Below are 25,929 nucleotides of genomic sequence, written 5' to 3'. Positions count from 1 at the left end.
ATTTTTATGCGCAATATCACCTACTCAGCGGCTCGAGCCACTTTAGCCTCAGTCATGGATCAAACTATTCAGGACTGCACGCCCATACTGATCACCCGTCAAAATGGTGAAGACTGCGTTTTGATGTCTAGCAAAGAGTATTCCAGCCTCATGGAAACCGCTTATTTAATGCGCTCACCCGCGAATGCTGAACACCTGCTTAAATCATTGGCACAAGCTAGCGCCAAGGCTCTAGAAAAGAAGGTGCTGGATGAATAAATTCTTCACGGATGAGTCTTGGGCTGATTATGTTTTCTGGCAGGAAAATGACAAACGTTTTATTAAACGTATCAATGAATTGATTAAAGAAATCGAAAGGAGCCCGTTCACAGGCATTGGTAAACCAGAGCCTTTAAAACATCATCTATCGGGTTATTGGTCACGCAGAATTAATGAAGAACACCGGCTCATTTATCGGGTAGAACAAGACAGGATGATCATCCTGTCCTGTCGCTACCATTATTAATCAGCTCATCCCGCCTGCTGATCAAACCAGCTTTCAAGGATAATCACCGCAGAGGCTGCGTCGACGCTGCCTTTATCCAACGCCCGATAGCCGCCACCGGCAAAAAGATGCGATCGCGCTTCAACAGTGCTTAAGCGTTCATCGTGTAGGGCAATTTGCACACCAAAACGACCGTGAATGCGATTAGCAAATTTTCGTGCCTGAGCGGTGACCAGTTGTTCAGTACCGTCCATATTAAGAGGTAGCCCAACCACCACGAGATCTGGCTGCCACTCCTTTAAAATTTTCTCAATTTTTGTCCAGTCAGGCGAACCTTCATTCGCCTTAAACGAAGCCAGTGGCCGCGCTGTACCTGTAATCTCTTGTCCAATCGCAGCACCAATACTTTTAGTGCCAAAATCGAAAGCGATAATTGTTCTGTTACCCATCACGCGTGTCCTGCTGAAGTGGCCATATTGCGAATATCGACGCCCAGTTTTTTTGCCGCGCTGACCCAGCGTTCTGAAATTGGCGTATGGAATAGGATGTGAGCATCGGCTTCAACGGTTAGCCACGCATTATCCAGCAGTTCTTGTTCCAACTGCCCCGCCTCCCAGCTGCAATAACCTAATGAGACCAAAACATCTTTTGGTTGCTCTTGAGTCCCCAGCGTTTCCAGCACATCGCGAGAGGTTGTCATCATGCATTCAGCGGAAATGGCGACGCTGGAGCCGAAATTTGGCTGTGGTGTATGTAGCACAAAACCACGATCTTCAGCCAACGGGCCGCCGTACATGACCGGTTTATCCAGCCGAATTTTCTCGTCTCTTGGCTCTGGCGTGATTTTTAGCTTTTCCAATAGGGATCCCAGAGTGAGCTGTTCCAGTGGTTTATTGATGACTAAACCCATCGCGCCGTCTTTATTGTGCTCACACACATAGATAACGGAACGTTTGAATCGGCTGTCCTGCATAGAAGGCATAGCTATAAGAAAATGATGCGCTAAATTCATCGTCGTGGCTTCAACTCGCTGTATTTGTTTATGTGTTCACTGAAGAGTATTCAGTGAATATACCCGCCGACCTTTGAGGTACAGGGGCATAGTGATTTCATCCTGAAATTTCAGTATGCGAATTTTTTGGCTGGATGTCACGGGAGATAACCCCTACCTGCAAGCGCGATCAAACATATATCGAGCAAGCAGGTAGGGGGCAAAAATTACTTCTTACCGATGCGCTTTTCAATCGCATCCATCAGCATGCCAGTCACGGACACATCAGGGAATGCGGCTTCAATCTCACGCGCACAGGTAGGGCTAGTGACGTTAATTTCGGTCAGGCGATCGCCGATAATATCCAGGCCAACAAAGATGAGGCCTTTCTCTTTCAGTACCGGCGCTACTTTGCGCGCAATCGCCCAGTCACTTTCTGTCAATGGGCGCGCTTCGCCACGTCCACCAGCAGCCAAGTTACCACGGGTTTCGCCGCTTTTTGGAATACGCGCCAAGCAGTAAGGAACCGGCTCACCGTCCACAACCAGCACGCGTTTGTCACCGTCTTTGATCGCAGGGAGAAAGTTCTGTGCCATGCAGAAACGGCTGCTGTGCTCGGTCAGCGTTTCAATGATTACCGACAGATTTGGATCTTCCGCTTTTACGCGGAAAATCGATGCACCGCCCATGCCGTCGAGCGGTTTCAAGATAATGTCACCGTGCTTGGCATAGAATTCACGAATGTGTTCCGCTTTGCGCGTGACCAAAGTATCTGGCGTTAAATCGGCAAACCATGCGGTAAACAGCTTTTCGTTACAGTCGCGCAGGCTCTGCGGCTTGTTGACGATCAGGGTACCTTTATCTTCTGCACGCTCAAGGATATAAGTGGCATAAATAAACTCGGTATCAAACGGAGGATCTTTACGCATCAAAATAACATCGAGATCGGACAGCGCAATATCCTGTTCGCCGTGGAACTCATACCAACCCGCTTTATCTTCTTTCACACTCAGCAATTGAGTACGCGCACGCCCTTCCCCCACGTACATGTAAAGATCGTTCATTTCCATGTAGTGCAGTTCGTAGCCACGGCGCTGTGCTTCTAGCAGCATCGCAAAGCTGGTGTCTTTTTTGATGTTGATGGAAGAAATCGGGTCCATCACTATGCCAAGCTTAATCATTCTTTTCTCCTAGCCTAAATCGCCAAAGCGAACCTGAAGTGCGGTTATGGCTGTCAGCGCGGTGGTCTCTGTGCGTAATACACGAGGTCCTAACAGAATATCAGTAAATTGGTAGCCTGCGGTCATGGCAATTTCATCGGCAGATAATCCACCTTCTGGGCCAATCAGCAAACGTACGCGTTCAACGGGCAGCGGTAATGTGTTGATACTCGCATTAGCACGCGGATGCAAATTCAGCTTCAGGGAATCATCCTCTTCAGCGCACCACTGCTCTAACAGCATCGTTGGACGAACTTCAGGGATCACATTCCGCCCACACTGCTCGCAGGCAGCAATCGCAATTTTTTGCCACTGCCCCAGTTTTTTAGCCATACGCTCGGCGTCCAACTTAACGCCGCAGCGCTCAGAAATTAGCGGAGTAATAATACTGGCACCTAACTCAATGGATTTTTGAATGGTGAATTCCATCTTTTCACCACGTGAAATCACCTGCCCCAAATGCAAATGCAGCGGCGACTCACGGTCGTCTATCACACCAGCCTGTACGCTCACCCGAACATTCTTCTTGCTGGCCGAAATAATATGCGCGGTGAAAATCTGGTTACTACCATCAAATAATTGAATCTCATGCCCTTCGCTCATGCGCAGAACTCGTCCCACATGATTCGCAGCATCTTCGCTAAGATCAATTTCGCAAGGCGCATCAAGGCGTTCAGGGTGATAAATACGAGGAATACGCATGAAGTAGATCATCCTTATGAATGATGAAATAAGCGCCACAATGCGGCGCTGTTAAAAATATAGGTGGGATTATAAAGGCTGGAGTGGGAACCGACAAACGCCTAACGCTCAGCCTTTGGAAGCCTCACAGGCCTGCTGAACATAAGGATTATGATTGCCCTGCATGTTGGCAATTCGCCGATCGCGCGTGCACTCCCACTCGGTGACAGGATATTGGCGATTCCAGACGTCAAACAGCTGGGTTTGTTGTTTAGACAAACGAATGCTGTACCGATCGCGCATATAGAAATAGGTTCTGGCAATAGCCCCACGGGCGCGTGCGGGGGGTTCTGCCTGTTTGTTTTTGAAATCAACTTTCATCGGGCATTGCCCATACTGCCCTTCGCCACCGCGCCATTGGCTATACATGAAATTATTACGATCGCCGTTCACCTCTCCCACAGCAGGCTGCAAGTTATGCAGATCGGTTTCGATCTTTACGTATTGCGGTATTTTTGCACAGTTTTTACGCCCACCATCCTGCCAGCACTGCATTTGATGGCCAAACTGCCACGCAGGCATCACGTGTTCCCACTCAATACGTGAGGCGCGATTCTGATTTTTACGCGCCTGATACCCGCAACTTTCCAGATCGGGGGTGCCCTTTTTTCCTTGCCACTCAATTTGGCAGCCGCAGTAGAACGAGCCAGGAGCATCCTGATTCACTTTAACCGCAGCCGCTTTGGCCTGAGTGAAATTATTGATTTTTTGCGCCTGTCCCAAAAGTGGATAAGCCAGAAGTGCTGAAAACGTCAGCGCGTATGAAATTTTGCGAAGCATATTCCAAAAACAACATTGATATGGAAAAGGCCGCAGGGTAGACAATCCGCCTTAGCCACGCAAACATTGATGGAATTAAATTGTTAATAAATGAGGATTTGAGTGCTTATTAAACACTTTGGGAAATTTTTAATGCTCAGAAATCGAGCCAGGACTGAAGCTTAATACTTGCCCGCACTGACGGCAGCGATATTCCGATTCTTTCCGCATTACTTTATTGTGGCGGCGCACGGTCAACTGATGAAGTTGGCAACCACAGCGGTAGGGATACGTTTTTCCACTCACCGTCTCAACGCCAAATTTGTGTGTCCGACGCGGTTCAATACCAAGCACATGCCCCATCATCCACTGCCATTCACGGCCATGAGGGGCCACTTTGCCAAACTGCTTATAGACCAAGAGATGCGCCAGTTCATGTGGCACAACTTCATCGATGAATTCCTGTCCGTTCTCGAGTAACAAAACGGGGTTTAGGCGGATCTCCCAATCTTGCAGCCACGCGGTTCCCGCCGTGGTACCGCGCTGTTGATAGCTGATTTTGGGCTCAGGGTATTGTGTTTTTAGCTGTGCATTAGCCTGCGCCAACGCATGACGTAAGCACTGCATCACGGCCTGTTGCTGAGCAATAGGAATTCGTCGGGAGATAGGGGAACGTTGTGTCATGCCGATAGGATAATCAGAGAAAGAGTCGCTCGCAACTGCAATTAAAAACCGGGCAGAATTTATTATTTATAACAATATTCCTAATGATATTAATAAATAATTACCATTTAATTTATTTTCAAATCTTGGGTTAGATTAAACCAGCTTAATTGATAAGGCTAATTTACGAATTTATATAAATTAACATTCATCAGTTAGTTTATTGTTTTTCATAAATTAATCATTTTCATTGACACAAAAATAATTTGCACCTTACTGATAGATAACACTATTTATGTATCATAGGTCATATTGAATTATTCCACACTTATGCTACTGGCATATATCACATTGAATTTGTTTAATAAAAAATAAGCCACCATAAGGATTAGTGCTGCTGCAAAATATGAATTCTTACCTATACTTATTTTCGTGGTGAGTATTGCTAAGCAATTGACGCAATAAGATTACGTCTATTGGTCGAGCTTAATAATTATTATGGGAGTGGCAGTTTATGGCATCTGCAAAGAAAATTGGCCTCATTGCCTGCACCGGTGTTGTTGCCGGTAATATGATGGGAAGCGGGATTGCATTGCTCCCCGCTAACCTTGCAAGCTTAGGTTCTATCGCAATTATTGGTTGGGTTGTCGCGCTGATCGGTGCAATTTCATTGGCTTACGTTTATGCCCGACTCGCAACCAAAAACCCACAGGAAGGTGGTCCTATCGCCTATGCAGGTGAAATTGGGCCAGCCTTCGGTTTCCAGACCGGTGTGCTGTATTACCATGCTAACTGGATTGGTAACCTCGCTATCGGCATCACCGCCGTTTCTTACCTTTCTACCTTTTTCCCAATGTTCAACAATCCGATACCAGCGGGTATCGCCTGTATCGCCATTGTTTGGATCTTTACCTTCGTCAATATGCTCGGCGGCGCTTGGGTCAGTCGCTTAACTACGATTGGCTTAGTGTTAGTGCTTATTCCCGTTATCGGTACCGGTGTTGCAGGTTGGTATTGGTTTGATATGGGAACCTATCAGGCGAACTGGAATACCTCTGGGGGCACCGATTATCACGCCGTCATTAAAAGTATTCTGCTATGTCTGTGGGCCTTTATCGGCGTCGAATCTGCCGCGGTGAGTACCGGTATGGTAGAAAACCCAAAACGTAACGTCCCCATCGCTACCATGTTAGGAACATTCCTTGCGGGTATCGTGTATATCGCCGCGACTCAGGTTATCGCCGGAATGTACCCTGCGTCACAAATGGCGGCATCAGGCGCACCGTTTGCAATCAGTGCTTCCACCATGGTGGGTAGCTGGGCAGGGCCGGTAGTGTCTGCATTTACCGCATTCGCCTGTTTAACGTCTTTAGGCTCATGGATGATGCTGGTCGGTCAGGCAGGCGCTCGCGCCGCGCATGACGGCAACTTCCCGAAAGTTTACGGTGAAATGGATAAAGACGGCATTCCAAGAAAAGGCCTGTTCTTAGCCGCAATTAAAATGACAGTATTGATGGTGCTGATTACGGTGATGAACGCCAGCGGCGGTAAAGCATCGGATCTGTTTGGTGAGCTGACGGGGATCGCCGTACTGCTAACCATGCTGCCGTACTTCTACTCCTGTATCGACCTGATCCGTTTTGACGGTGCAAACCTGAAAAACATCCTCAGCTTGATCGCATCTGTACTGGGCTGCGTATTCTGCTTTATCGCCCTAATGGGTGCCAACTCCTTCGAATTGGCGGGAACCTTCATTATCAGCCTGGTCATCCTGATGTTCTACTCTCGTAAGATGGGTAGAAACCAAGATAATTTAACCACGCCAACGGATAATCAGTCTTAATACACTTAATCAGTAACCCGCAAGTTGTTAACAGCACACAGCACAGAGGATGAATTTCGCCTCTGTGCTAATAACCCAGCCCACAGAAGTCTGGAGAGTTTTGCATGAATATCATTGCCATCATGAACGATTTAAGCGCTTACTTTAAGGAAGAACCCCTGCGCGAGCTGCATCAAGAGCTGGAAAAGGAAGGCTTCCGCATTGCTTATCCTAAAGACCGCAACGATCTACTGAAGCTGATTGAAAACAACTCCCGCCTGTGTGGCGTTATTTTCGACTGGGATAAATATAACCTCGAACTCAGCGCTGAAATCAGCGAGCTCAACAAACTGCTGCCGATTTATGCCTTTGCCAACACCTATTCAACGTTAGACGTCAGCATGAGCGACCTGCGCCTCAACGTTCGCTTCTTTGAATATGCATTAGGCAGCGCACAAGATATTGCGACCAAAATCCGCCAAAGCACTGACCAGTATATTGATACCATTCTTCCGCCGCTGACCAAGGCGCTATTTAAATACGTTAAAGAAGAGAAATATACGTTCTGTACGCCGGGGCATATGGGCGGAACAGCATTTGATAAAAGCCCTGTCGGTAGTTTGTTCTATGATTTCTTTGGTGAGAACACCATGCGTTCGGATATTTCAATATCCGTATCTGAACTCGGTTCACTGCTCGATCATAGCGGCCCACACCGTGATGCTGAAGAGTATATTGCGCGCACGTTTAACGCCGATCGCAGCTATATCGTGACCAACGGTACCTCAACCGCGAATAAAATCGTTGGGATGTATTCATCTCCAGCCGGTGCCACTATCCTTATCGACCGCAACTGTCATAAGTCATTGACGCATTTGATGATGATGAGCAACGTTGTTCCTATCTATCTGCGCCCAACTCGTAACGCCTATGGCATTTTAGGCGGGATACCGCAGAGCGAATTCACCCGCGCTAGCATCGAAGAGAAAGTGAAAAATACACCAAATGCGACATGGCCCGTGCATGCGGTAGTCACTAACTCCACCTATGATGGCCTGTTCTACAACACTGAATACATCAAAAAAACGCTCGATGTTAAGTCGATTCACTTCGATTCAGCGTGGGTGCCTTACACCAATTTCCATCCAATTTACCAAGGCAAAGCAGGAATGAGCGGTGAACGCGTGCCGGGTAAGATCATTTACGAAACCCAGTCCACACATAAACTACTGGCGGCATTCTCTCAGGCATCGATGATCCACGTGAAAGGTGAGATCAACGAAGAAACCTTCAATGAAGCCTATATGATGCATACTTCTACATCGCCGCATTACGGGATCGTTGCATCGACGGAAACCGCAGCAGCCATGATGAGAGGCAACGCCGGTAAGCGCTTAATTAATGGCTCAATTGAACGCGCGATCCGTTTCCGTAAAGAAATTCGCCGCTTACGAACTGAATCTGATGGCTGGTTCTTTGATGTATGGCAGCCAGATAACATTGATGAAGTCGCTTGCTGGCCGCTAAACCCACGTAATGAATGGCATGGATTCCCGAATATCGACAACGATCATATGTATCTGGATCCGATCAAAGTCACTCTTCTGACCCCAGGTTTAAGCCCAAATGGCACTCTGGAAGATGAAGGGATACCGGCGTCGATCGTGTCGAAATATCTGGATGAGCACGGCATTATCGTGGAAAAAACGGGGCCGTATAACCTACTGTTCCTGTTTAGCATTGGGATCGATAAAACCAAGGCGCTCAGCTTGCTGCGGGCATTAACCGACTTTAAACGCGTGTATGACCTCAATCTGCGCGTGAAGAACGTGTTGCCATCGCTCTACAACGAAGCGCCTGATTTCTATAAAGAGATGCGGATTCAGGAACTGGCTCAGGGGATTCATGCTCTGGTGAAACACCACAATCTACCAGACCTGATGTATCGCGCATTCGAGGTATTACCAAAGCTGGTGATGACGCCTCACGATGCGTTCCAAGAAGAGGTGCGTGGCAACATTGAGCCATGTGCCTTGGATGATATGTTAGGGAAAGTCAGCGCCAACATGATCCTGCCGTATCCTCCGGGTGTTCCGGTGGTTATGCCGGGAGAAATGCTCACTAAGGAAAGCCGTCCAGTTCTGAGCTTCTTACAGATGCTATGTGAAATAGGCGCACACTATCCGGGCTTTGAAACGGATATTCACGGTGTTCATCGTGACGGAGCAACAGGGAAATACATGGTCGTGGTGCTGAAACAAGGCGCAGATGAGCCGGGTGATAAACCGAGTGATACGGTGAAGAAAGCGCCGGGGAAAAAACCATCAGCGGCTAAGAAATCATAACGGCGAGAAGATACAGGTAACGCTTATCCCCTGAAGGATTGATATCTAGCCATAATGGGGATAAAGCGGGTGCCTGAGAGCCAACCATGCATGAAAACAATTTGAGAAGACTGGGAAGGTTAGGCACCATCCCAGTCTGATTTTGCCGTTACATATTGCCGTTACATATTGCCGTTACAACGCGTGCTTATCTTCGTAGTTTAAGAACGCGGCAACTTCTGTTTTTCCCTGCTTAATGCGTAGCTCACACAGCGAGCCACGTACCATCCAGGTAAAGATCAATAGCGTAAAACACATCACTATTAATCCGTAAAGCAACAGCTTGCGCGACATCAAAGCCTCCAATTGCATTGCTGCATTGAAGAGGCTATCCTCACATTGTTCAGATGTGGTTAGGATTGCCTCAGGTTAATGTAAATTGACCTGGGGCTTTTACTTTCTGCCTCACCACACATTTCATGCTCAAGGCAAAAAGCCTCAAGCACCCGCCGTGATTCTATCCAAACAATGCTTATCTATCGCGCGTATATTGCCGTTACATCAGAGTTACGTGCATAACTGCAAAACGCTTCGCAGATATCACGCAGCAGGCAGCCAGACTCAGTCCACAATCACATGCGGATAGTAACGTGACAGATCCTGCGTGATCAGGCTGCGATCTTCACGAATGCCCATCCCTGCAGGTTGATCGTTCACCAGCCAACTACCGATCAGCACATAGCTGTCGCCAAATTTTGGTAACGGATGAAACTGCTGAATGATCATCCCTTCTTCGCCATAAGGGCCATCAACGCTTGCCACTTCTTTACCGTTTTCGACGATGCGAATATTCGCGCCTTCGCGAGAAAACAACGGTTTAACCACGTAGTGATCAAGCTCTGGCTGATTACCATCGGCAAAGTAGGCAGGTAGCAAGTTTGGATGATTAGGGAACATCTCCCACAGCATCGGCAGCAGCGCTTTGTTAGAGATGATGCTTTTCCATGCGGGTTCTAACCAACGCACGCCGGCATCTTCCAACTTGGTTGAGAAAATCTCGCGCAGCATGAACTCCCACGGATACAGTTTGAACAGGTTGCTAATCACCTGATCCTGCGTGTCCGTGAACTGACCGCGCTCGCCCAAGCCAATGTCTTCAATAAACACAAACTCGGTGGCTAAACCTGCTTCATGCGCACAATCTTGCAGATACTGAACAGTACCGCGATCTTCCTCGGTGTCCTGACAGCACGCCATGTGTAACAAACCGAAACCGTGCGCTTCTCTCAGCTCGGTAAAGCGTTCGATAAGCTTTTCTTGCAGGCTATTAAACTGGTCTGCGTTCTGCGGAAGTTTTCCAGCAGCGATTTGATCTTCAAGCCAAATCCATTGGAAAAACGCTGATTCATACAGCGACGTTGGCGTATCTGCATTGTTTTCCAACAGCTTAGCCGGATTCACGCCGTCATAGGCCAAATCCAGACGAGAATACAGAGAAGGCTGCTGAGTGCGCCAAGAGCTACGAACAAACTCCCAAACGTGTTTAGGAATTTGGAATTTCGTCATCAGCTCATCGCTGGCGATAACCTTCTCAACCACCTTCAAACACATCTGATGCAGTTCGGCCGTGGTCTCTTCTAGTTCTTCAACCTGTGCCAAGCTGAACTGATAAAACGCATCTTCACACCAGTAGGGTTCGCCATACATGGTATGAAATTGGAAACCGTACTCGGTGGCCTTTTCGCGCCAGTCCGGACGCTCACTAATAGGTACACGTTTCATGCTTAGCCACCCATGCTGCGGGTGCCGGATTTGCTTCCGGTCGCGGCATTGCTACGCTGCATAGTGCTCTGTTTAGCCACGCTCTCACCAAAGCCACCACGGGTAACGGTGGAGGTCGTTGCTGGTTTTGGCGCCATCGCCGTTTTCGGTACATTCATGCTGCGGCCACCGGCGGTTGCAGGACCGTAGCTTTTACCGGTCGCATCCACAAATTTACCGTTCGCTGGGCTTGCGGCTGATTTAGAGCTAAACAGTGGCTGTTGGTTATATGCACCACCGCCCATCATTCGGCCCATCATGTAACCCGCCATCAAAGGCATCCAGAAGCTACCGCTCTGCTGAGGCTGAGCCTGCGCTTCGCCATTAGTGCTCGGAGCCATACCGGCCTGAGCCGGCGCCTGAGTACATTGGCCTTCGCCAAACTCGGCAATACAGTCTTCACGCGACGCATATTTCGGCGCGGTTTTTTCCGCTTCTTTCAGCGCATTTTGATATGACTCTTTGCACTGAGCGCTCATCGAAGGATTCGCGTTGCTACAGTCGTCTGCGTTTTGATACAGAGATACGGTTTCGTCCGTTTTCTCACAGCCTGCCAGCATGAACACGGCGCTCACGGCAATAGCCACTGGCGCAAAACGCCAGCTCTTGCGGAAAGCATCGCGGTTAATATTCTTTGTCCGTTTCATTAGTGGATTTCCTCTTATTTCACAGGCTTGCTTAGGTGATAACCAAATTAGTTGGAGCAGCGTCAAGGCGGCAAATGAGAAAATCACGACCAACTTACGTCAGTAAGCGATTCGGATTTGCGAAAGCAACCGACGCAGAAGCAGCTTCAAATAAGAAGGGTATACAAAAATTGTGCCTATGTGTCCCAGTTACCCGTTAGCATAGGTTAAAGCTGCTTAAATTTAAAGCGTAACAGCCTATTCATACGGTGATTTACACAGCCAGAAAGAGGAATGTGCGATAGGTCTCTCTTTCACCTCTTCATAGCCTTTTCACGTTTCGATTTGAAACAAACAGACTGCCATATAGTTTCAAAATGAAACATAAACCTGCTTTGATTTTTGTCTTTTTTTTCGCCGTATAGTCATCTGCAGAGAAATAACAGCACCAATAAATATCCCGCTTCCGAAGTTTGGAAGTCATGCGCTTAGGTTTTAATCCAATTGCTTAGTGATTTATTGAGGAGCTTTATTATGTTGAAAGTCATCCAGTCTCCATCCAAATACATTCAAGGTGCCAACGCACTGCAATCTATCGGTCAGTACGCAAAAATGTTGGCCAATAACTATTTTGTTATCGCTGATGATTTTGTGATGAAACTTGCGGGCGATACCGTCGGCAGCAGCCTAAAACAGCATGATGTTGAAGGTCACTTCGCCCTGTTTGGCGGCGAATGTAGTCATAAAGAGATCAATCGCCTGATTGAAGAACTGAAGAAACACGGCTGTAAAGGCGTGATTGGTATCGGCGGAGGGAAAACGCTAGACACCGCCAAAGCTATCGCGTTCTATCAAAAACTTCCTGTTCTAGTAGTACCAACCATCGCATCCACCGATGCGCCAACCAGCGCCCTTTCCGTCATCTATAGTGAAGAAGGCGAGTTTGAAGAGTATCTGATGTATCCAACCAACCCAGATATGGTTGTGATGGACACCGCAATTATTGCCAAAGCACCGGTACGCTTACTCGTTGCGGGTATGGGTGATGCACTTTCTACCTATTTCGAAGCTCAAGCCTGTTACGACGCGCATGCTGTCAGCATGGCAGGCGGTGAGTCAACTCTCGCCGCGGTGACATTGGCTCGCCTATGCTATGAAACCCTGCTTGAAGAAGGCTACAAAGCGAAGCTGGCCGTTGAAGCTGGGGTTGCAACCACTGCGGTTGAACGCATCGTTGAAGCCAACACTTACCTGAGCGGCATCGGCTTTGAAAGCTCCGGTTTGGCGGCGGCCCACGCAATCCATAACGGCTTCACCGTTTTGGAAGAGTGTCACCACCTCTACCACGGTGAAAAAGTCGCTTTCGGGACCTTGACTCAGCTCGTACTGCAAAATAGCAGCAGCGAGCAAATTGAAACCGTGCTCGATTTCTGCTTACAGGTCGGTCTGCCAGTCACGCTCAAAGAGATGGGCGTTAAGGCCGATGACAAGCTAGAAGAAAAAATCATGGCGGTAGCCAAAGCCAGCTGTGCAGAGGGCGAAACCATCCACAACATGCCGTTCAAAGTCACTCCAGAACAGGTGTTCGCTGCCATTTTGGCCGCTGACCGTTTGGGTCAGGCGTGGTTGAAATAAACCGTAGATACTTTTAGGTCTTGCTTAGCCTTCAACCTCCTCTTTTTAAAAAAAGAGTGAGGTTGGGATAAGGCACATCAAACTCGGATCTCACCGGAGCCTTTTTAATGAAAAAGCTAATCAACCAAGTCGAAACCGTTTTACATGAACAAATTCTCGGATTAGTTGAAGCCCACCCTGAATTAACACTTCACCAAGACCCCGTATTCGTCACCCGCGCCGACGTGCCCGTTGCTGGCAAAGTCGGTATCCTTTCCGGCGGTGGTAGCGGCCATGAGCCTATGCACTGTGGCTTTATTGGTGAAGGCATGCTCGACGCTGCGTGTCCCGGCGAGATTTTCACGTCGCCAACGCCTGACCAGATGTATGAATGTGGCCAGGCTATCGACGGTGGCAAAGGCGTGCTGATGATTATCAAAAACTACACCGGCGACGTTTTAAATTTTGAAACCGCGGCAGAACTGCTGCATGACAGCGGCACTCAGGTCGGCACGATTTTGGTCGATGACGATGTTGCGGTAAAAGACAGTTTATACACCGCTGGCCGTCGTGGCGTCGCCAATACGGTGCTGATTGAAAAGCTGCTTGGCGCAGCCGCCGCTCGCGGTGACTCGCTCGATCAGCTTGTTGAGTTGGGGCATAAACTCAACAACGAAGGCCATTCTATTGGCATCGCGCTTCAGGCTTGTACGGTTCCTGCGGCAGGTAAACCTTCCTTCACCCTGCCCGATAACGTAATGGAGTTTGGCGTGGGTATCCACGGCGAACCCGGTATTGAACGCCGCGAATTTACCACGCTCAATCAAACCGTCGATGAGATGTTTGCCACTCTACTCGCTCATGGCAAATATCAGCGTACGCTACGTTCTTGGGATCGCAACGCGGGTGAATGGAAAGAACAAACGCAATCCAAACAACCGCTGCAAAAAGGCGATCGCGTCATCGCTTTGGTCAATAATCTAGGCGCCACGCCGCTTTCCGAACTGTATGGCGTTTACCATCGTCTTCAACATTGCTGCGCAGAGTTAGGCCTCACCATTGAGCGTAAATTAATCGGCTCTTACTGCACTTCGCTCGATATGCAGGGTATCTCAATCACGCTGCTGAAAGTTGACCAAGAAACGCTGTCCCTCTGGGATGCCCCCGTCAATACACCCGCTTTACGTTGGGGAATGTAATATGTCACTGACTAAACAACAGATCGTTAACTGGCTTATGCGCTGCGGCGAAGTTTTTGCCGAACAGAAAGATTTTCTCACCCAGCTCGATACCGAAATTGGCGACGCCGACCACGGCCTAAACATGAACCGTGGCTTTAATAAAGTCGTCGAAAAACTGCCTTCATTCGCCGATAAAGACATTGGTTTCATCCTGAAAAACACCGGCATGACGCTGCTTTCCAGCGTAGGTGGAGCCAGCGGCCCGCTCTTTGGCACCTTCTTTATTCGTGCATCGCAAAGCACTGCAGCCAAACAAAGCCTATCGCTTATCGAGCTCACTCAAATGCTGAAAGAAGGCATGGAAGGTGTGGTTAGCCGCGGTAAAGCAGAGCCAAACGATAAAACCATGTGTGATGTTTGGTGGCCTGTCGTGGCATCGCTCGAAGCCTCTAGCCAAAAAGATCTCCCTATACCACAGGCGCTGGATTTGGCTGTCGAAGCGGCTCGCCAAGGATTGGAAAGCACCATCACCATGCAGGCCCGTAAAGGCCGCGCCAGCTATTTAGGCGAGCGCAGTATTGGCCATCAAGATCCGGGCGCAACCTCTGCGTGGTTGATGATGCAAACCTTAGCAGCCGTCACCCACTAGTTGGCGTTTCGTTGAATGCACTAGGAATAAATTATGGTCAACATCGTTGTAGTATCTCACAGCGCCAAACTGGCTGATGGCGTTGCAGAACTCGCAGCCCAAATGATCCAGAACGGCTGCCGCTTAGCTGTTGCCGCTGGGGTGGACGATCCCGATCATCCGATAGGCACTGACGCCATTAAAGTCATGCAGGCGATCGAAGAGGTATTCGATCCCTCTGGCGTGTTGATCATGATGGATCTCGGCAGTGCATTACTCAGCGCCGAAACGGCGCTGGAACTGCTTGATCCTGAAATGAGCGCGCGCGTTAAGGCCTGCTCCGCCCCCCTCGTTGAAGGAACATTAGCCGCAGTCGTTGCCGCTTCGGCGGGCGCTTCGCTGGAAGCTGTCGAACGCGAAGCTCAATCAGCGCTCCAAGCCAAAAAAGCCCAGCTCGGTGAACAAGAGCCGACTCATGCCTCAGCGCCTAATCAGGCTGCTCCGCTCTCTTGCGACGAGCAAGGCGTAAATTGGAACGTGTTGAATCCAAATGGATTACACGTTCGCCCCGCCGCTAAGCTCGCTAACGCCTTAGCCCCTTTTGATGCCGAACTGGTGCTGTATAAGATCGATAAAGCAAAAGGAAATCGCCATGCCGATCCGCGCAGCCTAAACCAACTGGCGTTATTACAGGTGCGCAAAGGTGATGAGATCCGCCTAGTTGCCAAAGGCACACAGGCAGCAGAAGCATTGGCGGCGTTTAGACAGCTGGCGCAGACCAACTTTGGCGAAATTATTACATCCGATATCAGCGGCGGTCTAACGCTGCAAGGCAAATCAGTGATGGATACGCAGGTTAGTGCGCCCGCATTTGTCCTGCCCACGCAGGATATCGATGTACCCAATCGCTCAATTTTGTCGGATCGCGTGGAGATCGAGCAGCAGCGTTTACGTCAGGCCATTGCTAAAACGTTGCAGGATCTTAACCGTCTTGCGGATCGCACTAACCAATTACTCGGTAAACAGCACGCGGGGATCTTCGGCGCACACAGTATGCTCATCGACGATCCCGACCTGCAACATTCGGCCTTTAATCGCATTGCGAGCCAGCTATGCAGCGCCGAAACAGCTTGGCAGGCCGAGTTGACCGAGATGGCGAATGCATACCAAGAATTAGACGACGAATATCTGCAAGCGCGTGAGCTGGACGTTCGGGATATTTTACAGCGCACGTTGCTTCATCTGGCGGGCGAAACTCAGGAAATACAGAACCCGAGCATACCTTCCATTATATTAGCCCGTGAACTAATGCCTTCAGATGCCATTATGCTCGACCGCCGCTTGGTTCTGGGCATCGTACTCACCCAAGGTAACGCCCTGTCCCATGCCGCTATTTTAGCGAATGCTATGGGTATCCCGATGATTGTTGGCGTAGGTGATAGCCTGAAACAAGCGCAGGAAGGACAAAAAATAACCCTGAACGCGGCGCGCGGGGAAGTGATTTTAGGTTGTTAGTTTTATTTTTCAGCCAATAAAAAACCGGAGATTCATACTCCGGTTTTTTCGTGCGTCGTGTACCCATCGATCAATTAGGGCACTTGTACACTTGGCCGCTCATCTGGCTGTCTAACGGTGCAAAGCTTGACCAGAAGTTCTCGCTTGGACTCACGGCACCATAGATAACGTTGCCACCCATCGCTGCGGCTTTATTACGTAAATCATTTGCTGCGCCGCGCATAGAGCTAGACTCGCCGCCCTGACCAGACATCCAGTTGCTTTGAGAGCCCGTTACTTCGCCCAACAGCTGGCATTCAGTGCCTGGCTTGGTATCGGTGAATTTAATTTGCTGACCTGCGGTGTCCAGCTGCGTCGTAGAACTACAGCCAGCCAACAGCATCACTGCCGTCAGGCCCAATAAACCTTTAATCCGCATCTTCTTCCCCATTGATGTGTAGAAAGTCACGTCCGAATATTACCAGAATCAGGAAATTACGCTTATAAAAAAACAAAACCCCCGCCAAAGCGAGGGTTTTATTTAGAACGTTAGGATGGCTATGCCATAACCCGTGTCACTGATTGCCGATTCAAAAACTCAACGGCTTCAGCGACAAAGGAAATTACATCATGCCACCCATGCCGCCCATTCCGCCCATACCACCAGCGGCACCCATATCTGCTTTATCATCACGCAGATCGGTAACCATACATTCGGTAGTAATCATCAGGCCAGCGATAGACGCTGCGTACTGCAGAGCAGAACGAGTTACTTTGGTTGGATCCAAGATACCCATTTCGATCATATCGCCGTACTCTTCAGAGTAAGCGTTATAACCGTAGCTGCCTTCGCCCGCTTTCACGTTGTTGGCGATAACAGAGGCTTCTTCACCGGCGTTGATAACGATCTGACGCAGAGGAGCTTCCATTGCGCGCAGCGCAACTTTGATACCCACGTTCTGGTCTTCGTTAGCGCCTTTCAGGCCAGCGATTTTGCCAGCAACACGGATCAGGGCAACACCACCACCAGCAACCACGCCTTCTTCTACCGCTGCACGAGTTGCGTGCAGGGCGTCTTCTACGCGTGCTTTCTTCTCTTTCATTTCAACTTCGGTAGCAGCACCGACTTTGATAACTGCAACGCCGCCAGCCAGTTTAGCCACACGCTCTTGCAGTTTTTCACGGTCGTAGTCAGAAGTTGCATCTTCGATCTGCTTACGGATCTGACCAACACGGCCCTGGATCGCAGCTTCATCACCGATACCATCGATGATGATGGTGGTGTCTTTGTTGATAACGATACGTTTAGCCTGACCCAGATCTTCCAGAGTTGCTTTTTCCAGCTCCATACCGATTTCTTCAGAAATTACGGTACCGCCAGTCAGCGTTGCGATGTCTTGCAGCATAGCTTTACGACGATCGCCGAAGCCTGGAGCTTTAACAGCAGCCACTTTCACGATGCCACGCATGGTGTTAACCACCAGCGTTGCCAATGCTTCGCCTTCAACGTCTTCAGCGATAATCAGCAGTGGTTTGCCTGCTTTAGCAACGGCTTCCAGCACTGGCAGCATTTCGCGGATGTTGGAGATTTTTTTGTCAGCCAGCAGGATGAACGGGCTTTCCAGTTCGATAGAACCGGTTTCTGGCTTGTTGATGAAGTATGGAGACAGGTAGCCACGATCGAACTGCATACCTTCAACCACGTCCAGCTCGTCTTGCAGGCCGGTGCCTTCTTCAACGGTGATAACGCCTTCTTTGCCAACTTTTTCCATCGCTTCAGCGATCAGTTTACCCACGGTTTCGTCGGAGTTAGCAGAGATAGTACCTACCTGAGCGATTGCAGTGGAATCAGAGCAAGGCACAGACAGTTTTTTCAGTTCTTCAACCGCAGCAATGACAGCTTTGTCGATACCGCGTTTCAGATCCATTGGGTTCATGCCAGCAGCAACGGCTTTCAGACCTTCGTTAACGATAGCCTGAGCCAGTACGGTTGCAGTGGTAGTACCGTCACCTGCAGCGTCGTTCGCTTTAGAGGCAACTTCTTTAACCATCTGCGCACCCATGTTTTCGAACTTGTCTTCCAGTTCGATTTCACGAGCAACAGACACGCCATCTTTAGTGATGGTCGGCGCACCGAAAGATTTATCCAGAACGACGTTACGGCCTTTAGGGCCCAGGGTCACTTTCACTGCGTCTGCCAGTACGTTCACGCCGCGAAGCATTTTCACACGTGCTTCGCTACCAAATTTTACGTCTTTAGCTGCCATTGTTCTTTCCTTTAAACTTATTCAGTTAAGAAGATTATGCGTTGTCAAAAGAAGCGATTATTACGCTTCGACTACAGCCAGGATGTCGCTTTCGGACATGATCAACACTTCTTCATTGTCGATCTTCTCTGCTTTCACGCCGTAACCATCGTTGAAAATAACGATGTCGCCAACTTTAACGTCCAGCGGCTTCACTTCGCCGTTTTCCAAAATGCGACCTTTACCGACAGCGACGATTTCGCCACGGGTAGATTTACCCGCTGCGGAGCCGGTCAGAACGATGCCGCCAGCTGATTTGGACTCGACTTCTTTACGCTTGACGATTACACGGTCATGCAATGGGCGAATATTCATTGATAGCTCTCCTTTGAGAAGGTCCATATCGTTTAGGGTTGAACGCCGAAGCTAGAGGAACATCCTCCGCTCTCGGACTCGTGGTTACCAGATTGGGGCAACCAACAACCCCTTCAAGGGGTGATAAGTAAAAAATTTGTGTTTTTCTTCAACCTCTGCGAGGCAGAGCCAATAAAAGAAAAGGCGCGGCCGAAATTTGCCACGCCTTTGCTAAGAATGAAACACTAATACGCTTATTTGTCGTCTTTGTATCTATCGTCTTTATGATCGAGGCGATTATCTACCGGCGGACGGTGCTCATCTTTGCGTTCAAACTCGCCGTCAAAGGTGTTCCCGCCTTGGGTGCTATCAAAACCGCCGTCACCGAAACTGCCGCCGGAGCGAGAAAAACTGAAGTACGGCAATAGTTTGAGCGTTAGATGTTTTTGTACCGGAGGCAAAATCAGCAGCAGGCCTAAAAAGTCGGTGAAAAAACCGGGCAGGATGAGCAAAAAACCCGCCATAACCAATGAAACGCTTTTCACCATTTCTGCTGCAGGGCTTTCCCCCATCGCCATCTTCTGCTGCATCTGCATCAGCGTTTTCATTCCCTGATGACGAACCAGCGAAGCCCCGAGACAAGAAGTCAGGACTACGAGCAACAATGTCAGGGCAACCCCAAGCACTGCGGCAACCTTAATAAAAATAGATATTTCTATATAAACAAACAGAAATACCAATATGAGCGGTAACCAGCGCAACATCCTTCTCCTAAATTGCAGTGCTTTCTAATGATGAGTATTGCATTAAAGAACAACTGAGATAGTTAAAATTTAACAGCATATATGTCTAAAAACAGTCTATATATGACAAGTGGTGGCATTTTATACGTTTTCAACCCTATAACTCTTGTGGGTTATTTTCTTTATCTGTGAGAGTAATCACAGATATGTAAACACCTGAAACTTGAAGCGCCATATAGTGATCTGGGTTCATGCTTTTCCACACCAGCAGCATATGATCAGCCACAGAACAGAGAGGACGGATGATCCTTTCGAATTTGAAAATCTAAACGATATAAATCCATTAGCAAGTTTACTATTCGGCATCAATTAAAGAAGGTTCTTATGTCAAACAACATTCGTATTGAAGAAGACCTGTTAGGCACCCGTGAAGTTCCAGCAGACGCTTATTATGGTGTTCACACTCTGCGAGCGATTGAAAACTTTTATATCAGCAACAACAAAATCAGCGATATCCCTGAATTTGTTCGCGGCATGGTTATGGTTAAAAAAGCTGCTGCGCTCGCAAATAAAGAGTTACACACCATTCCGCGTAAAATTGCCGATACCATTATTCTTGCTTGTGACGAAGTATTGAACAACGGCAAATGCATGGATCAATTCCCTGTAGACGTATATCAGGGTGGTGCAGGTACTTCCGTTAATATGAACACCAACGAAGTGCTGGCAAATATCGGTCTGGAACTGATGGGCCACCAGAAAGGTGAATATCAATACCTGAACCCGAACGATCACCTGAACAAATGCCAGTCTACCAACGATGCCTACCCTACCGGTTTCCGTATCGCTGTGTATTCTTCTATCATGAAACTGCTGGATGCAATCAACCAACTGCGCGAAGGTTTTGATCGTAAAGCAAAAGAATTCGAAAACATTCTGAAAATGGGTCGTACCCAGTTGCAGGATGCGGTACCTATGACTCTGGGTCAGGAATTCAAAGCATACAGCGTATTGCTGAAAGAAGAAGTTAAGAACCTGCAACGCACCTCTGAGCTGCTGCTGGAAGTCAACTTGGGCGCTACCGCTATCGGTACTGGCCTGAACACGCCAGAAGGTTACTCTCAGTTAGCTGTGCAAAAACTGTCTGAAGTCAGCGGCCTGCAATGCTCTGTAGCAGAAGACCTGATCGAAGCAACCTCTGACTGCGGCGCATACGTAATGGTTCACGGTGCACTGAAACGTCTGGCGGTTAAACTGTCTAAAATCTGTAACGACCTGCGCTTGCTGTCTTCTGGTCCACGTACCGGTCTGAACGAAATCAACCTGCCAGAACTGCAGGCTGGTTCTTCAATCATGCCAGCTAAAGTTAACCCAGTGGTTCCTGAAGTGGTTAACCAACTTTGCTTCAAAGTCATCGGTAACGACACCACCGTAACCATGGCTGCTGAAGCAGGCCAGCTGCAGTTGAACGTAATGGAACCTGTTATTGGCCAGGCGATGTTTGAATCCATCTCTATCCTGACTAACGGTTGCTACAACCTGCTAGAAAAATGCGTCAACGGCATTACCGCAAACAAAGAAGTTTGTGAAAGCTATGTATTTAACTCTATCGGTATCGTAACTTACCTGAATCCGTTTATCGGCCACCACAACGGTGATATCGTTGGTAAAATCTGTGCCGAAACAGGTAAAAACGTGCGTGAAGTTGTTCTGGAACGTGGTCTACTGACCGAAGCGGAACTGGATGACATCTTCTCTGTAGAGAACCTGATGCACCCTGCTTATAAAGCAAAACGTTATACTGACGAAAGCGAACAATAATAAAGTTCGCTAGTCGATATCAGGCACGTCTGCCCCTTGGTCAGTCGTGCCTTTTTATTGCGACCAACATACTTAAAAAAAGAATTACACCCGATGTCATTGTGTTGCAGTGAATGATGAGTAAAAGAATTCTGAGTCACCTATGTGAGTATGAGCCTCAGAAAATACACTTATTCCACGCGGCAGCTTCAAGGACAAAAGGAATATTATCGTTACATCTTGAGGAGAAACACTATGTTAGTTTTGGAGCTGGTGATCGTACTGCTCGCCATATTCTTAGGTGCCAGACTAGGGGGCATCGGAATAGGATTCGCCGGTGGTTTAGGGGTTTTAGTCCTTGCCATGATCGGTGTTAAACCAGGCAATATTCCATTCGACGTTATTTCAATTATCATGGCCGTTATCGCCGCAATCTCTGCAATGCAGGTTGCCGGTGGTATGGATTATCTAGTTCATCAAACTGAAAAACTTCTGCGTAAGAACCCAAAATACATCACGATCCTTGCACCGATTGTGACCTATTTTCTGACCATCTTTGCTGGCACCGGTAATATTTCCCTGTCTGCACTGCCAGTTATCGCTGAAGTAGCGAAAGAACAAGGCATCAAGCCATGCCGTCCACTGTCTACCGCCGTTGTTTCTGCTCAGATTGCGATTACCGCGTCTCCAATTTCAGCCGCAGTAGTTTATATGTCTTCAGTGATGGAAGGCCACGGCATCAGCTATATCCACCTGCTGATGGTTGTTATCCCCTCTACCTTCCTCGCTGTACTGGTCATGTCACTGCTGGTTTCTTGGCTCTTCGACTCCAAACTGTCTGACGATCCTATTTACCAGAAACGTCTGGCTGAAGGCCTGATTGAACTGCGTGGCGACAAGCAAGTAGTTATCAAACCTCGTGCAAAAAGCTCTGTATGGTTGTTCCTGCTGGGCGTTGTGTGCGTCGTTTGCTATGCAATCATCAACAGCCCAAGCCTCGGCTTGGTTGAAAAACCGCTGATGAACACCACGAACGCGATTCTGATCATCATGCTGAGCGTCGCAACGCTGACCACTATCCTGTGCCGCGTTGAAACTGACAGCATTCTGAACTCCAGCACCTTCAAAGCAGGTATGAGCGCATGTATCTGTATTCTGGGTGTTGCTTGGTTGGGCGATACTTTCGTTCAAGCAAACCTTGATTGGATCAAAGAAACTGCGGGTACCGTCATTCAGTCTCACCCTTGGCTGCTAGCGGTAATCTTCTTCTTCGCTTCTGCTCTGCTGTATTCTCAGGCTGCAACGGCTAAAGCCCTGATGCCAATGGCGCTGGCGCTGAACGTTTCTCCTCTGACTGCAGTAGCCTCTTTCGCCGCGGTTTCTGGCCTGTTTATTCTGCCTACCTACCCAACTCTGGTTGCAGCAGTACAGATGGATGACACCGGTACAACCCGTATCGGTAAACTGGTCTTTAACCACCCGTTCTTCATCCCTGGCACTATCGGCGTGGCACTGTCTGTTATCTTCGGCTTCCTGCTGGGAAGCATAATGCTGTAAGCCTCCCTCGCTTGTAAGTACAAAAAGGACGCTTCGGCGTCCTTTTCTCATTCTAATCACGCTATTTTTGCGTTGCTGACAATTTTCGCTCACACAAGGTATAGTGTTGATTCAAAATCATCCACGGCGAGGTTTAGATCAGATGTCAGAGACTGAAAAGCCACTACCCGATAACGTTACCGATGCCATCGTCGTGCTCTGCACTGCGCCCGACGAAGCCTGTGCTCAGCAGCTGGCTTCGCTGGCACTGAGTGAAAAACTCACGGCCTGCGTTACGCTGCTACCCGGCGCATCCTCCATGTATTATTGGGAAGGAAAGCTGGAGCAGGAATACGAAGTCCAGATGATTTTGAAAAGCGAGCGCTCACATCAGGAAGCATTGCTAAGCTTTCTGAAACAGCATCATCCATACCAAACCCCTGAACTTTTAGTATTACCTGTTCACGCGGGAGATAAAGATTACCTGTCATGGCTCAACGCTTCTTTACGCTAGTTTTTCTGTTTATCTGTACTCTGCTTCCGGCACAGGCGTCGCTATTTTCTAGCAAAACGCAGTTTGTGCCAGTCGATCAGGCCTTCGCATTCGATTTCAAGCAACAAGAGAATAAGCTCGATCTAAATTGGCAAATCAAACCAGGGTACTACCTCTATCGTCAGCAGATTAAAATTGAGCCTCATCAGGCTAAAATAGCGCCGTTTACGCTGCCTGAAGGCCTAGATCATCATGATGAGTTTTACGGCAAAACCGCTATTTTTAAAGACAACTTAACGCTCAATCTGCGCCTCCAAAGCGCCGATCAAAACGCTACGTTGATTGTGACTTATCAGGGCTGCGCCGAGGCGGGTTTCTGCTATCCACCGGAAACCAAAACCATCCCCTTAGATTCAGTTACCACGCAGGCCACCACTGAGGTGGCACAAAATACAGCGCCTAATACGGAGTCTGCCCCTGCGCTACCGTTCTCACCGCTTTGGGCGCTTCTTATTGGGATCGGCATTGCCTTTACACCCTGCATCTTACCGATGTATCCGCTGATCTCCGCCATTATCCTTGGGCAGGATCGTCAACAGAGCTATCGCCGAATTTTTGTATTGTCGCTCGTTTATGTCCAAGGCATGGCAGTGACTTATACCCTGCTAGGGATGGTGGTCGCCGCCGCTGGATTACAGTTCCAAGCTGCTTTCCAACACCCCTATGTATTGATTGGGCTATCGATTTTATTCGTGCTGCTCGCACTGTCGATGTTTGGCCTGTTTACCTTACAGCTGCCTTCTTCAGTCCAGACACGCCTCACGCTCTGGAGCAACCAGCAACGCAGCGGATCGCTACTTGGCGTATTCGTCATGGGCGCACTGGCGGGCCTGATATGTTCGCCCTGCACCACCGCGCCGCTTAGCGCCATCCTGCTGTACATTGCCCAAAGCGGTAATCTGGCCGCAGGCGGCGGCACGCTATATCTTTATGCGCTGGGAATGGGCATTCCGCTGATCCTCGTGACCACTTTCGGCAACCGCCTGCTACCGCGAAGCGGGCCATGGATGCAGTACGTCAAAGAGGCGTTTGGATTTGTAATCTTAGCGCTGCCAGTATTCTTACTGGAGCGTATTCTGGGTGACGAGTGGGGGTTACGGCTTTGGTCGCTGCTGGGCGTTGCCTTCTTCGGATGGGCATTTGCACTGAGCCTGAAGTCCTCTCATCGCCTAGCGCGCATCATGCAAATTGTGATGCTAGGTTTGGCGCTGGTTTGTTCACGTCCACTGCAAGATTGGGCATTTGGCAATGCATCACAGGCAACCATTGCTCATCTACCGTTCCAAAAAGTGAATACTATTGCAGAACTGGATCACGCTCTGCAGCAGGCTAAAGCAGAGAACAAACCTGTTATGTTAGATCTGTATGCTGACTGGTGTGTGGCCTGCAAAGAGTTTGAAAAATACACCTTCAGCGATCCAACGGTGCGCCAGCAACTGGCGGATACCGTGCTGTTACAGGCAGACGTCACGGCCAACAACGCAGAGCATGCCGCTCTGCTCAAGCAATTAAACGTATTAGGCCTGCCAACTATCCTGTTCTACAACGCGCAGGCGCAAGAACAGCCGCAGCTGCGCGTCATCGGTTTTATGAAGGCAAAGGAATTCACAGCGCATTTGCACAATCGCTAACCATCAACGACACTGAGGATCCGATCGTGAAAGATCCGCACATAAGACAGGAGGATCACGTGCAACGAGAACTCGTGCTCAGCCAGGTACTTGGCCTGCTGGAACAACAAGGACTAGCAACCACGACCTTGGATAAGCTGGCTCCCCAGCTCGATATTTCAAAGGAAGAGCTAATTCGTTTTTGGCCAGATCGTGAAGCCCTGCTTTATGACAGTCTGCGCTACCACGCGCAGCAGATAGACACATGGCGCCGCCAGCTACTGCTGGATGAAACCCTTTCTGCGCGAGATAAAATCTTAGCGCGTTACCACGTGCTGGCCGAATATGTGCAGCAACAACGTTATCCCGGCTGCCTGTTTATCGCCGCCTGCAGCTTTTTCCCTGAAGACGATCACCCGATTCACCTGCTCGCCGAGCAACAGAAAGCAGCCTCTTACGAGTTTACGCTCGCGCTGCTGCAAGATATCGATATGGACGATCCTGAAATGGTCGCTCATCAGATGGAGCTAGTGCTGGAAGGCTGCTTAAGTCGTTTGCTGGTAAAACGCCAACTGCAAGATGTGGAAACCGCACGCCGCTTAGCTGAAGATATCCTGCAAATTGCGCGCTGCCGCCGAAATGGTGCCTTAGGCTAAGGCGCAGTATTTATTGTGATATCGATGAATAAACCACCCCTGAGGGTGGTTTATCGAAGGTAG

General features: G+C 48.9%; 26 protein-coding genes. 13 read left to right on the top strand and 13 right to left on the bottom strand.

The features are described 5' to 3' along the window. Positions 1-6 precede the first annotated feature (6 nt). Complete coding sequence (locus AB3Y96_RS02325; RefSeq protein WP_072307842.1) at positions 7-258, top strand: type II toxin-antitoxin system Phd/YefM family antitoxin; 252 nt, start codon at positions 7-9, stop codon at positions 256-258. Then, entirely contained in the window at positions 251-505 is a 255-nt protein-coding gene (locus AB3Y96_RS02320; protein ID WP_103008914.1) for a Txe/YoeB family addiction module toxin, read from the top strand. Before AB3Y96_RS02325 ends, AB3Y96_RS02320 begins: the two co-directional genes overlap by 8 nt. Positions 506-510: 5 nt before the next feature. Here AB3Y96_RS02320 and ruvX read toward each other — a convergent pair whose 3' ends face one another. From ruvX to AB3Y96_RS02290, 6 genes are all read right to left on the bottom strand, one after another. Continuing rightward, positions 511-933 (bottom strand): Holliday junction resolvase RuvX, encoded by a 423-nt coding sequence (ruvX, locus tag AB3Y96_RS02315; RefSeq protein WP_072307844.1) that lies wholly within the window; start codon positions 931-933, stop codon positions 511-513. Then, a complete protein-coding gene (locus AB3Y96_RS02310; protein WP_072307845.1) occupies positions 933-1,496 on the bottom strand; it encodes a YqgE/AlgH family protein in 564 nt (187 codons plus the stop codon). Before AB3Y96_RS02310 ends, ruvX begins: the two co-directional genes overlap by 1 nt. A gap of 206 nt (positions 1,497-1,702) precedes the next feature. Further along, positions 1,703-2,656, bottom strand: coding sequence for a glutathione synthase (gshB, locus tag AB3Y96_RS02305; RefSeq protein WP_040046342.1), 954 nt, complete (start codon positions 2,654-2,656; stop codon positions 1,703-1,705). Between the two features lie 9 nt (positions 2,657-2,665). Then, a complete protein-coding gene (gene rsmE, locus AB3Y96_RS02300; RefSeq protein WP_072307847.1) occupies positions 2,666-3,397 on the bottom strand; it encodes a 16S rRNA (uracil(1498)-N(3))-methyltransferase in 732 nt (243 codons plus the stop codon). A 108-nt stretch (positions 3,398-3,505) separates the two neighbouring features. Next, complete coding sequence (gene endA / locus AB3Y96_RS02295; protein WP_072307848.1) at positions 3,506-4,216, bottom strand: deoxyribonuclease I; 711 nt, start codon at positions 4,214-4,216, stop codon at positions 3,506-3,508. A 129-nt stretch (positions 4,217-4,345) separates the two neighbouring features. After that, positions 4,346-4,879, bottom strand: a complete 534-nt coding sequence (locus tag AB3Y96_RS02290) for a SprT family zinc-dependent metalloprotease (RefSeq protein WP_072307849.1) — start codon at positions 4,877-4,879, stop codon at positions 4,346-4,348. Positions 4,880-5,372: 493 nt separating this feature from the next. Between AB3Y96_RS02290 and cadB the strand changes: the two genes are divergently transcribed. Next, on the top strand, positions 5,373-6,701 hold the full coding sequence (cadB, locus tag AB3Y96_RS02285; protein ID WP_072307850.1) for a cadaverine/lysine antiporter: 1,329 nt from the start codon (positions 5,373-5,375) through the stop codon (positions 6,699-6,701). 104 nt (positions 6,702-6,805) lie between these two features. Then, positions 6,806-9,025 (top strand): lysine decarboxylase, encoded by a 2,220-nt coding sequence (gene cadA, locus AB3Y96_RS02280; protein ID WP_367298399.1) that lies wholly within the window; start codon positions 6,806-6,808, stop codon positions 9,023-9,025. A gap of 174 nt (positions 9,026-9,199) precedes the next feature. Here cadA and AB3Y96_RS02275 read toward each other — a convergent pair whose 3' ends face one another. The 3 genes from AB3Y96_RS02275 to AB3Y96_RS02265 form a co-directional block, all read right to left on the bottom strand. Continuing rightward, on the bottom strand, positions 9,200-9,358 hold the full coding sequence (locus AB3Y96_RS02275) for a Hok/Gef family protein (protein WP_025798685.1): 159 nt from the start codon (positions 9,356-9,358) through the stop codon (positions 9,200-9,202). 267 nt (positions 9,359-9,625) lie between these two features. Beyond that, on the bottom strand, positions 9,626-10,786 hold the full coding sequence (locus tag AB3Y96_RS02270) for a glutathionylspermidine synthase family protein (protein WP_046458220.1): 1,161 nt from the start codon (positions 10,784-10,786) through the stop codon (positions 9,626-9,628). 2 nt (positions 10,787-10,788) lie between these two features. Next, on the bottom strand, positions 10,789-11,472 hold the full coding sequence (locus AB3Y96_RS02265; RefSeq protein ID WP_072307853.1) for a DUF1190 family protein: 684 nt from the start codon (positions 11,470-11,472) through the stop codon (positions 10,789-10,791). 513 nt (positions 11,473-11,985) lie between these two features. On the opposite strand from AB3Y96_RS02265, the gene AB3Y96_RS02260 reads away from it, so the two are divergent. From AB3Y96_RS02260 to dhaM, 4 genes are all read left to right on the top strand, one after another. Continuing rightward, positions 11,986-13,086, top strand: a complete 1,101-nt coding sequence (locus AB3Y96_RS02260; RefSeq protein ID WP_025798680.1) for a glycerol dehydrogenase — start codon at positions 11,986-11,988, stop codon at positions 13,084-13,086. 107 nt (positions 13,087-13,193) lie between these two features. Then, positions 13,194-14,264 (top strand): dihydroxyacetone kinase subunit DhaK, encoded by a 1,071-nt coding sequence (dhaK, locus tag AB3Y96_RS02255; protein ID WP_367298398.1) that lies wholly within the window; start codon positions 13,194-13,196, stop codon positions 14,262-14,264. Position 14,265: 1 nt separating this feature from the next. Then, positions 14,266-14,895 (top strand): dihydroxyacetone kinase subunit DhaL, encoded by a 630-nt coding sequence (gene dhaL, locus AB3Y96_RS02250; RefSeq protein ID WP_367298397.1) that lies wholly within the window; start codon positions 14,266-14,268, stop codon positions 14,893-14,895. Positions 14,896-14,928: 33 nt separating this feature from the next. Next, positions 14,929-16,389, top strand: a complete 1,461-nt coding sequence (dhaM, locus tag AB3Y96_RS02245) for a dihydroxyacetone kinase phosphoryl donor subunit DhaM (RefSeq protein ID WP_367298396.1) — start codon at positions 14,929-14,931, stop codon at positions 16,387-16,389. A gap of 70 nt (positions 16,390-16,459) precedes the next feature. Here dhaM and AB3Y96_RS02240 read toward each other — a convergent pair whose 3' ends face one another. The 4 genes from AB3Y96_RS02240 to AB3Y96_RS02225 all read right to left on the bottom strand — a co-directional run bounded on the left by AB3Y96_RS02240 (position 16,460) and on the right by AB3Y96_RS02225 (position 19,729). Next, positions 16,460-16,807, bottom strand: a complete 348-nt coding sequence (locus AB3Y96_RS02240) for a DUF4156 domain-containing protein (protein ID WP_168780273.1) — start codon at positions 16,805-16,807, stop codon at positions 16,460-16,462. Positions 16,808-16,991: 184 nt separating this feature from the next. Beyond that, positions 16,992-18,635, bottom strand: coding sequence for a chaperonin GroEL (gene groL, locus AB3Y96_RS02235; RefSeq protein WP_072307859.1), 1,644 nt, complete (start codon positions 18,633-18,635; stop codon positions 16,992-16,994). A gap of 60 nt (positions 18,636-18,695) precedes the next feature. Further along, positions 18,696-18,989 (bottom strand): co-chaperone GroES, encoded by a 294-nt coding sequence (locus AB3Y96_RS02230; RefSeq protein WP_008814807.1) that lies wholly within the window; start codon positions 18,987-18,989, stop codon positions 18,696-18,698. 233 nt (positions 18,990-19,222) lie between these two features. Continuing rightward, the gene (locus AB3Y96_RS02225; protein WP_367300267.1) at positions 19,223-19,729 is read right to left on the bottom strand and encodes an FxsA family protein; all 507 of its coding nucleotides are present in this window, start codon (positions 19,727-19,729) and stop codon (positions 19,223-19,225) included. Positions 19,730-20,095: 366 nt separating this feature from the next. On the opposite strand from AB3Y96_RS02225, the gene aspA reads away from it, so the two are divergent. The 5 genes from aspA (at position 20,096) to AB3Y96_RS02200 (ending at position 25,866) form a co-directional block, all read left to right on the top strand. Beyond that, complete coding sequence (gene aspA / locus AB3Y96_RS02220) at positions 20,096-21,532, top strand: aspartate ammonia-lyase (protein WP_072307861.1); 1,437 nt, start codon at positions 20,096-20,098, stop codon at positions 21,530-21,532. 234 nt (positions 21,533-21,766) lie between these two features. Then, positions 21,767-23,068, top strand: coding sequence for an anaerobic C4-dicarboxylate transporter (locus AB3Y96_RS02215; RefSeq protein WP_072307862.1), 1,302 nt, complete (start codon positions 21,767-21,769; stop codon positions 23,066-23,068). A gap of 142 nt (positions 23,069-23,210) precedes the next feature. Next, positions 23,211-23,561, top strand: a complete 351-nt coding sequence (gene cutA / locus AB3Y96_RS02210; protein WP_072307863.1) for a divalent cation tolerance protein CutA — start codon at positions 23,211-23,213, stop codon at positions 23,559-23,561. Continuing rightward, positions 23,537-25,231, top strand: a complete 1,695-nt coding sequence (locus AB3Y96_RS02205) for a protein-disulfide reductase DsbD (protein WP_367298395.1) — start codon at positions 23,537-23,539, stop codon at positions 25,229-25,231. The genes cutA and AB3Y96_RS02205 overlap by 25 nt, the downstream gene beginning before the upstream one ends. A 59-nt stretch (positions 25,232-25,290) precedes the next feature. Further along, positions 25,291-25,866 (top strand): transcriptional regulator, encoded by a 576-nt coding sequence (locus AB3Y96_RS02200; protein ID WP_040046355.1) that lies wholly within the window; start codon positions 25,291-25,293, stop codon positions 25,864-25,866. Positions 25,867-25,929 lie beyond the last annotated feature (63 nt).

This window comes from Hafnia alvei, assembly GCF_964063325.1.
GTDB lineage: Bacteria > Pseudomonadota > Gammaproteobacteria > Enterobacterales > Enterobacteriaceae > Hafnia > Hafnia alvei_B.
The sequence above is the reverse complement of the archived record's forward strand: the minus strand, read 5'-3'. Positions and strand labels throughout refer to the sequence as shown.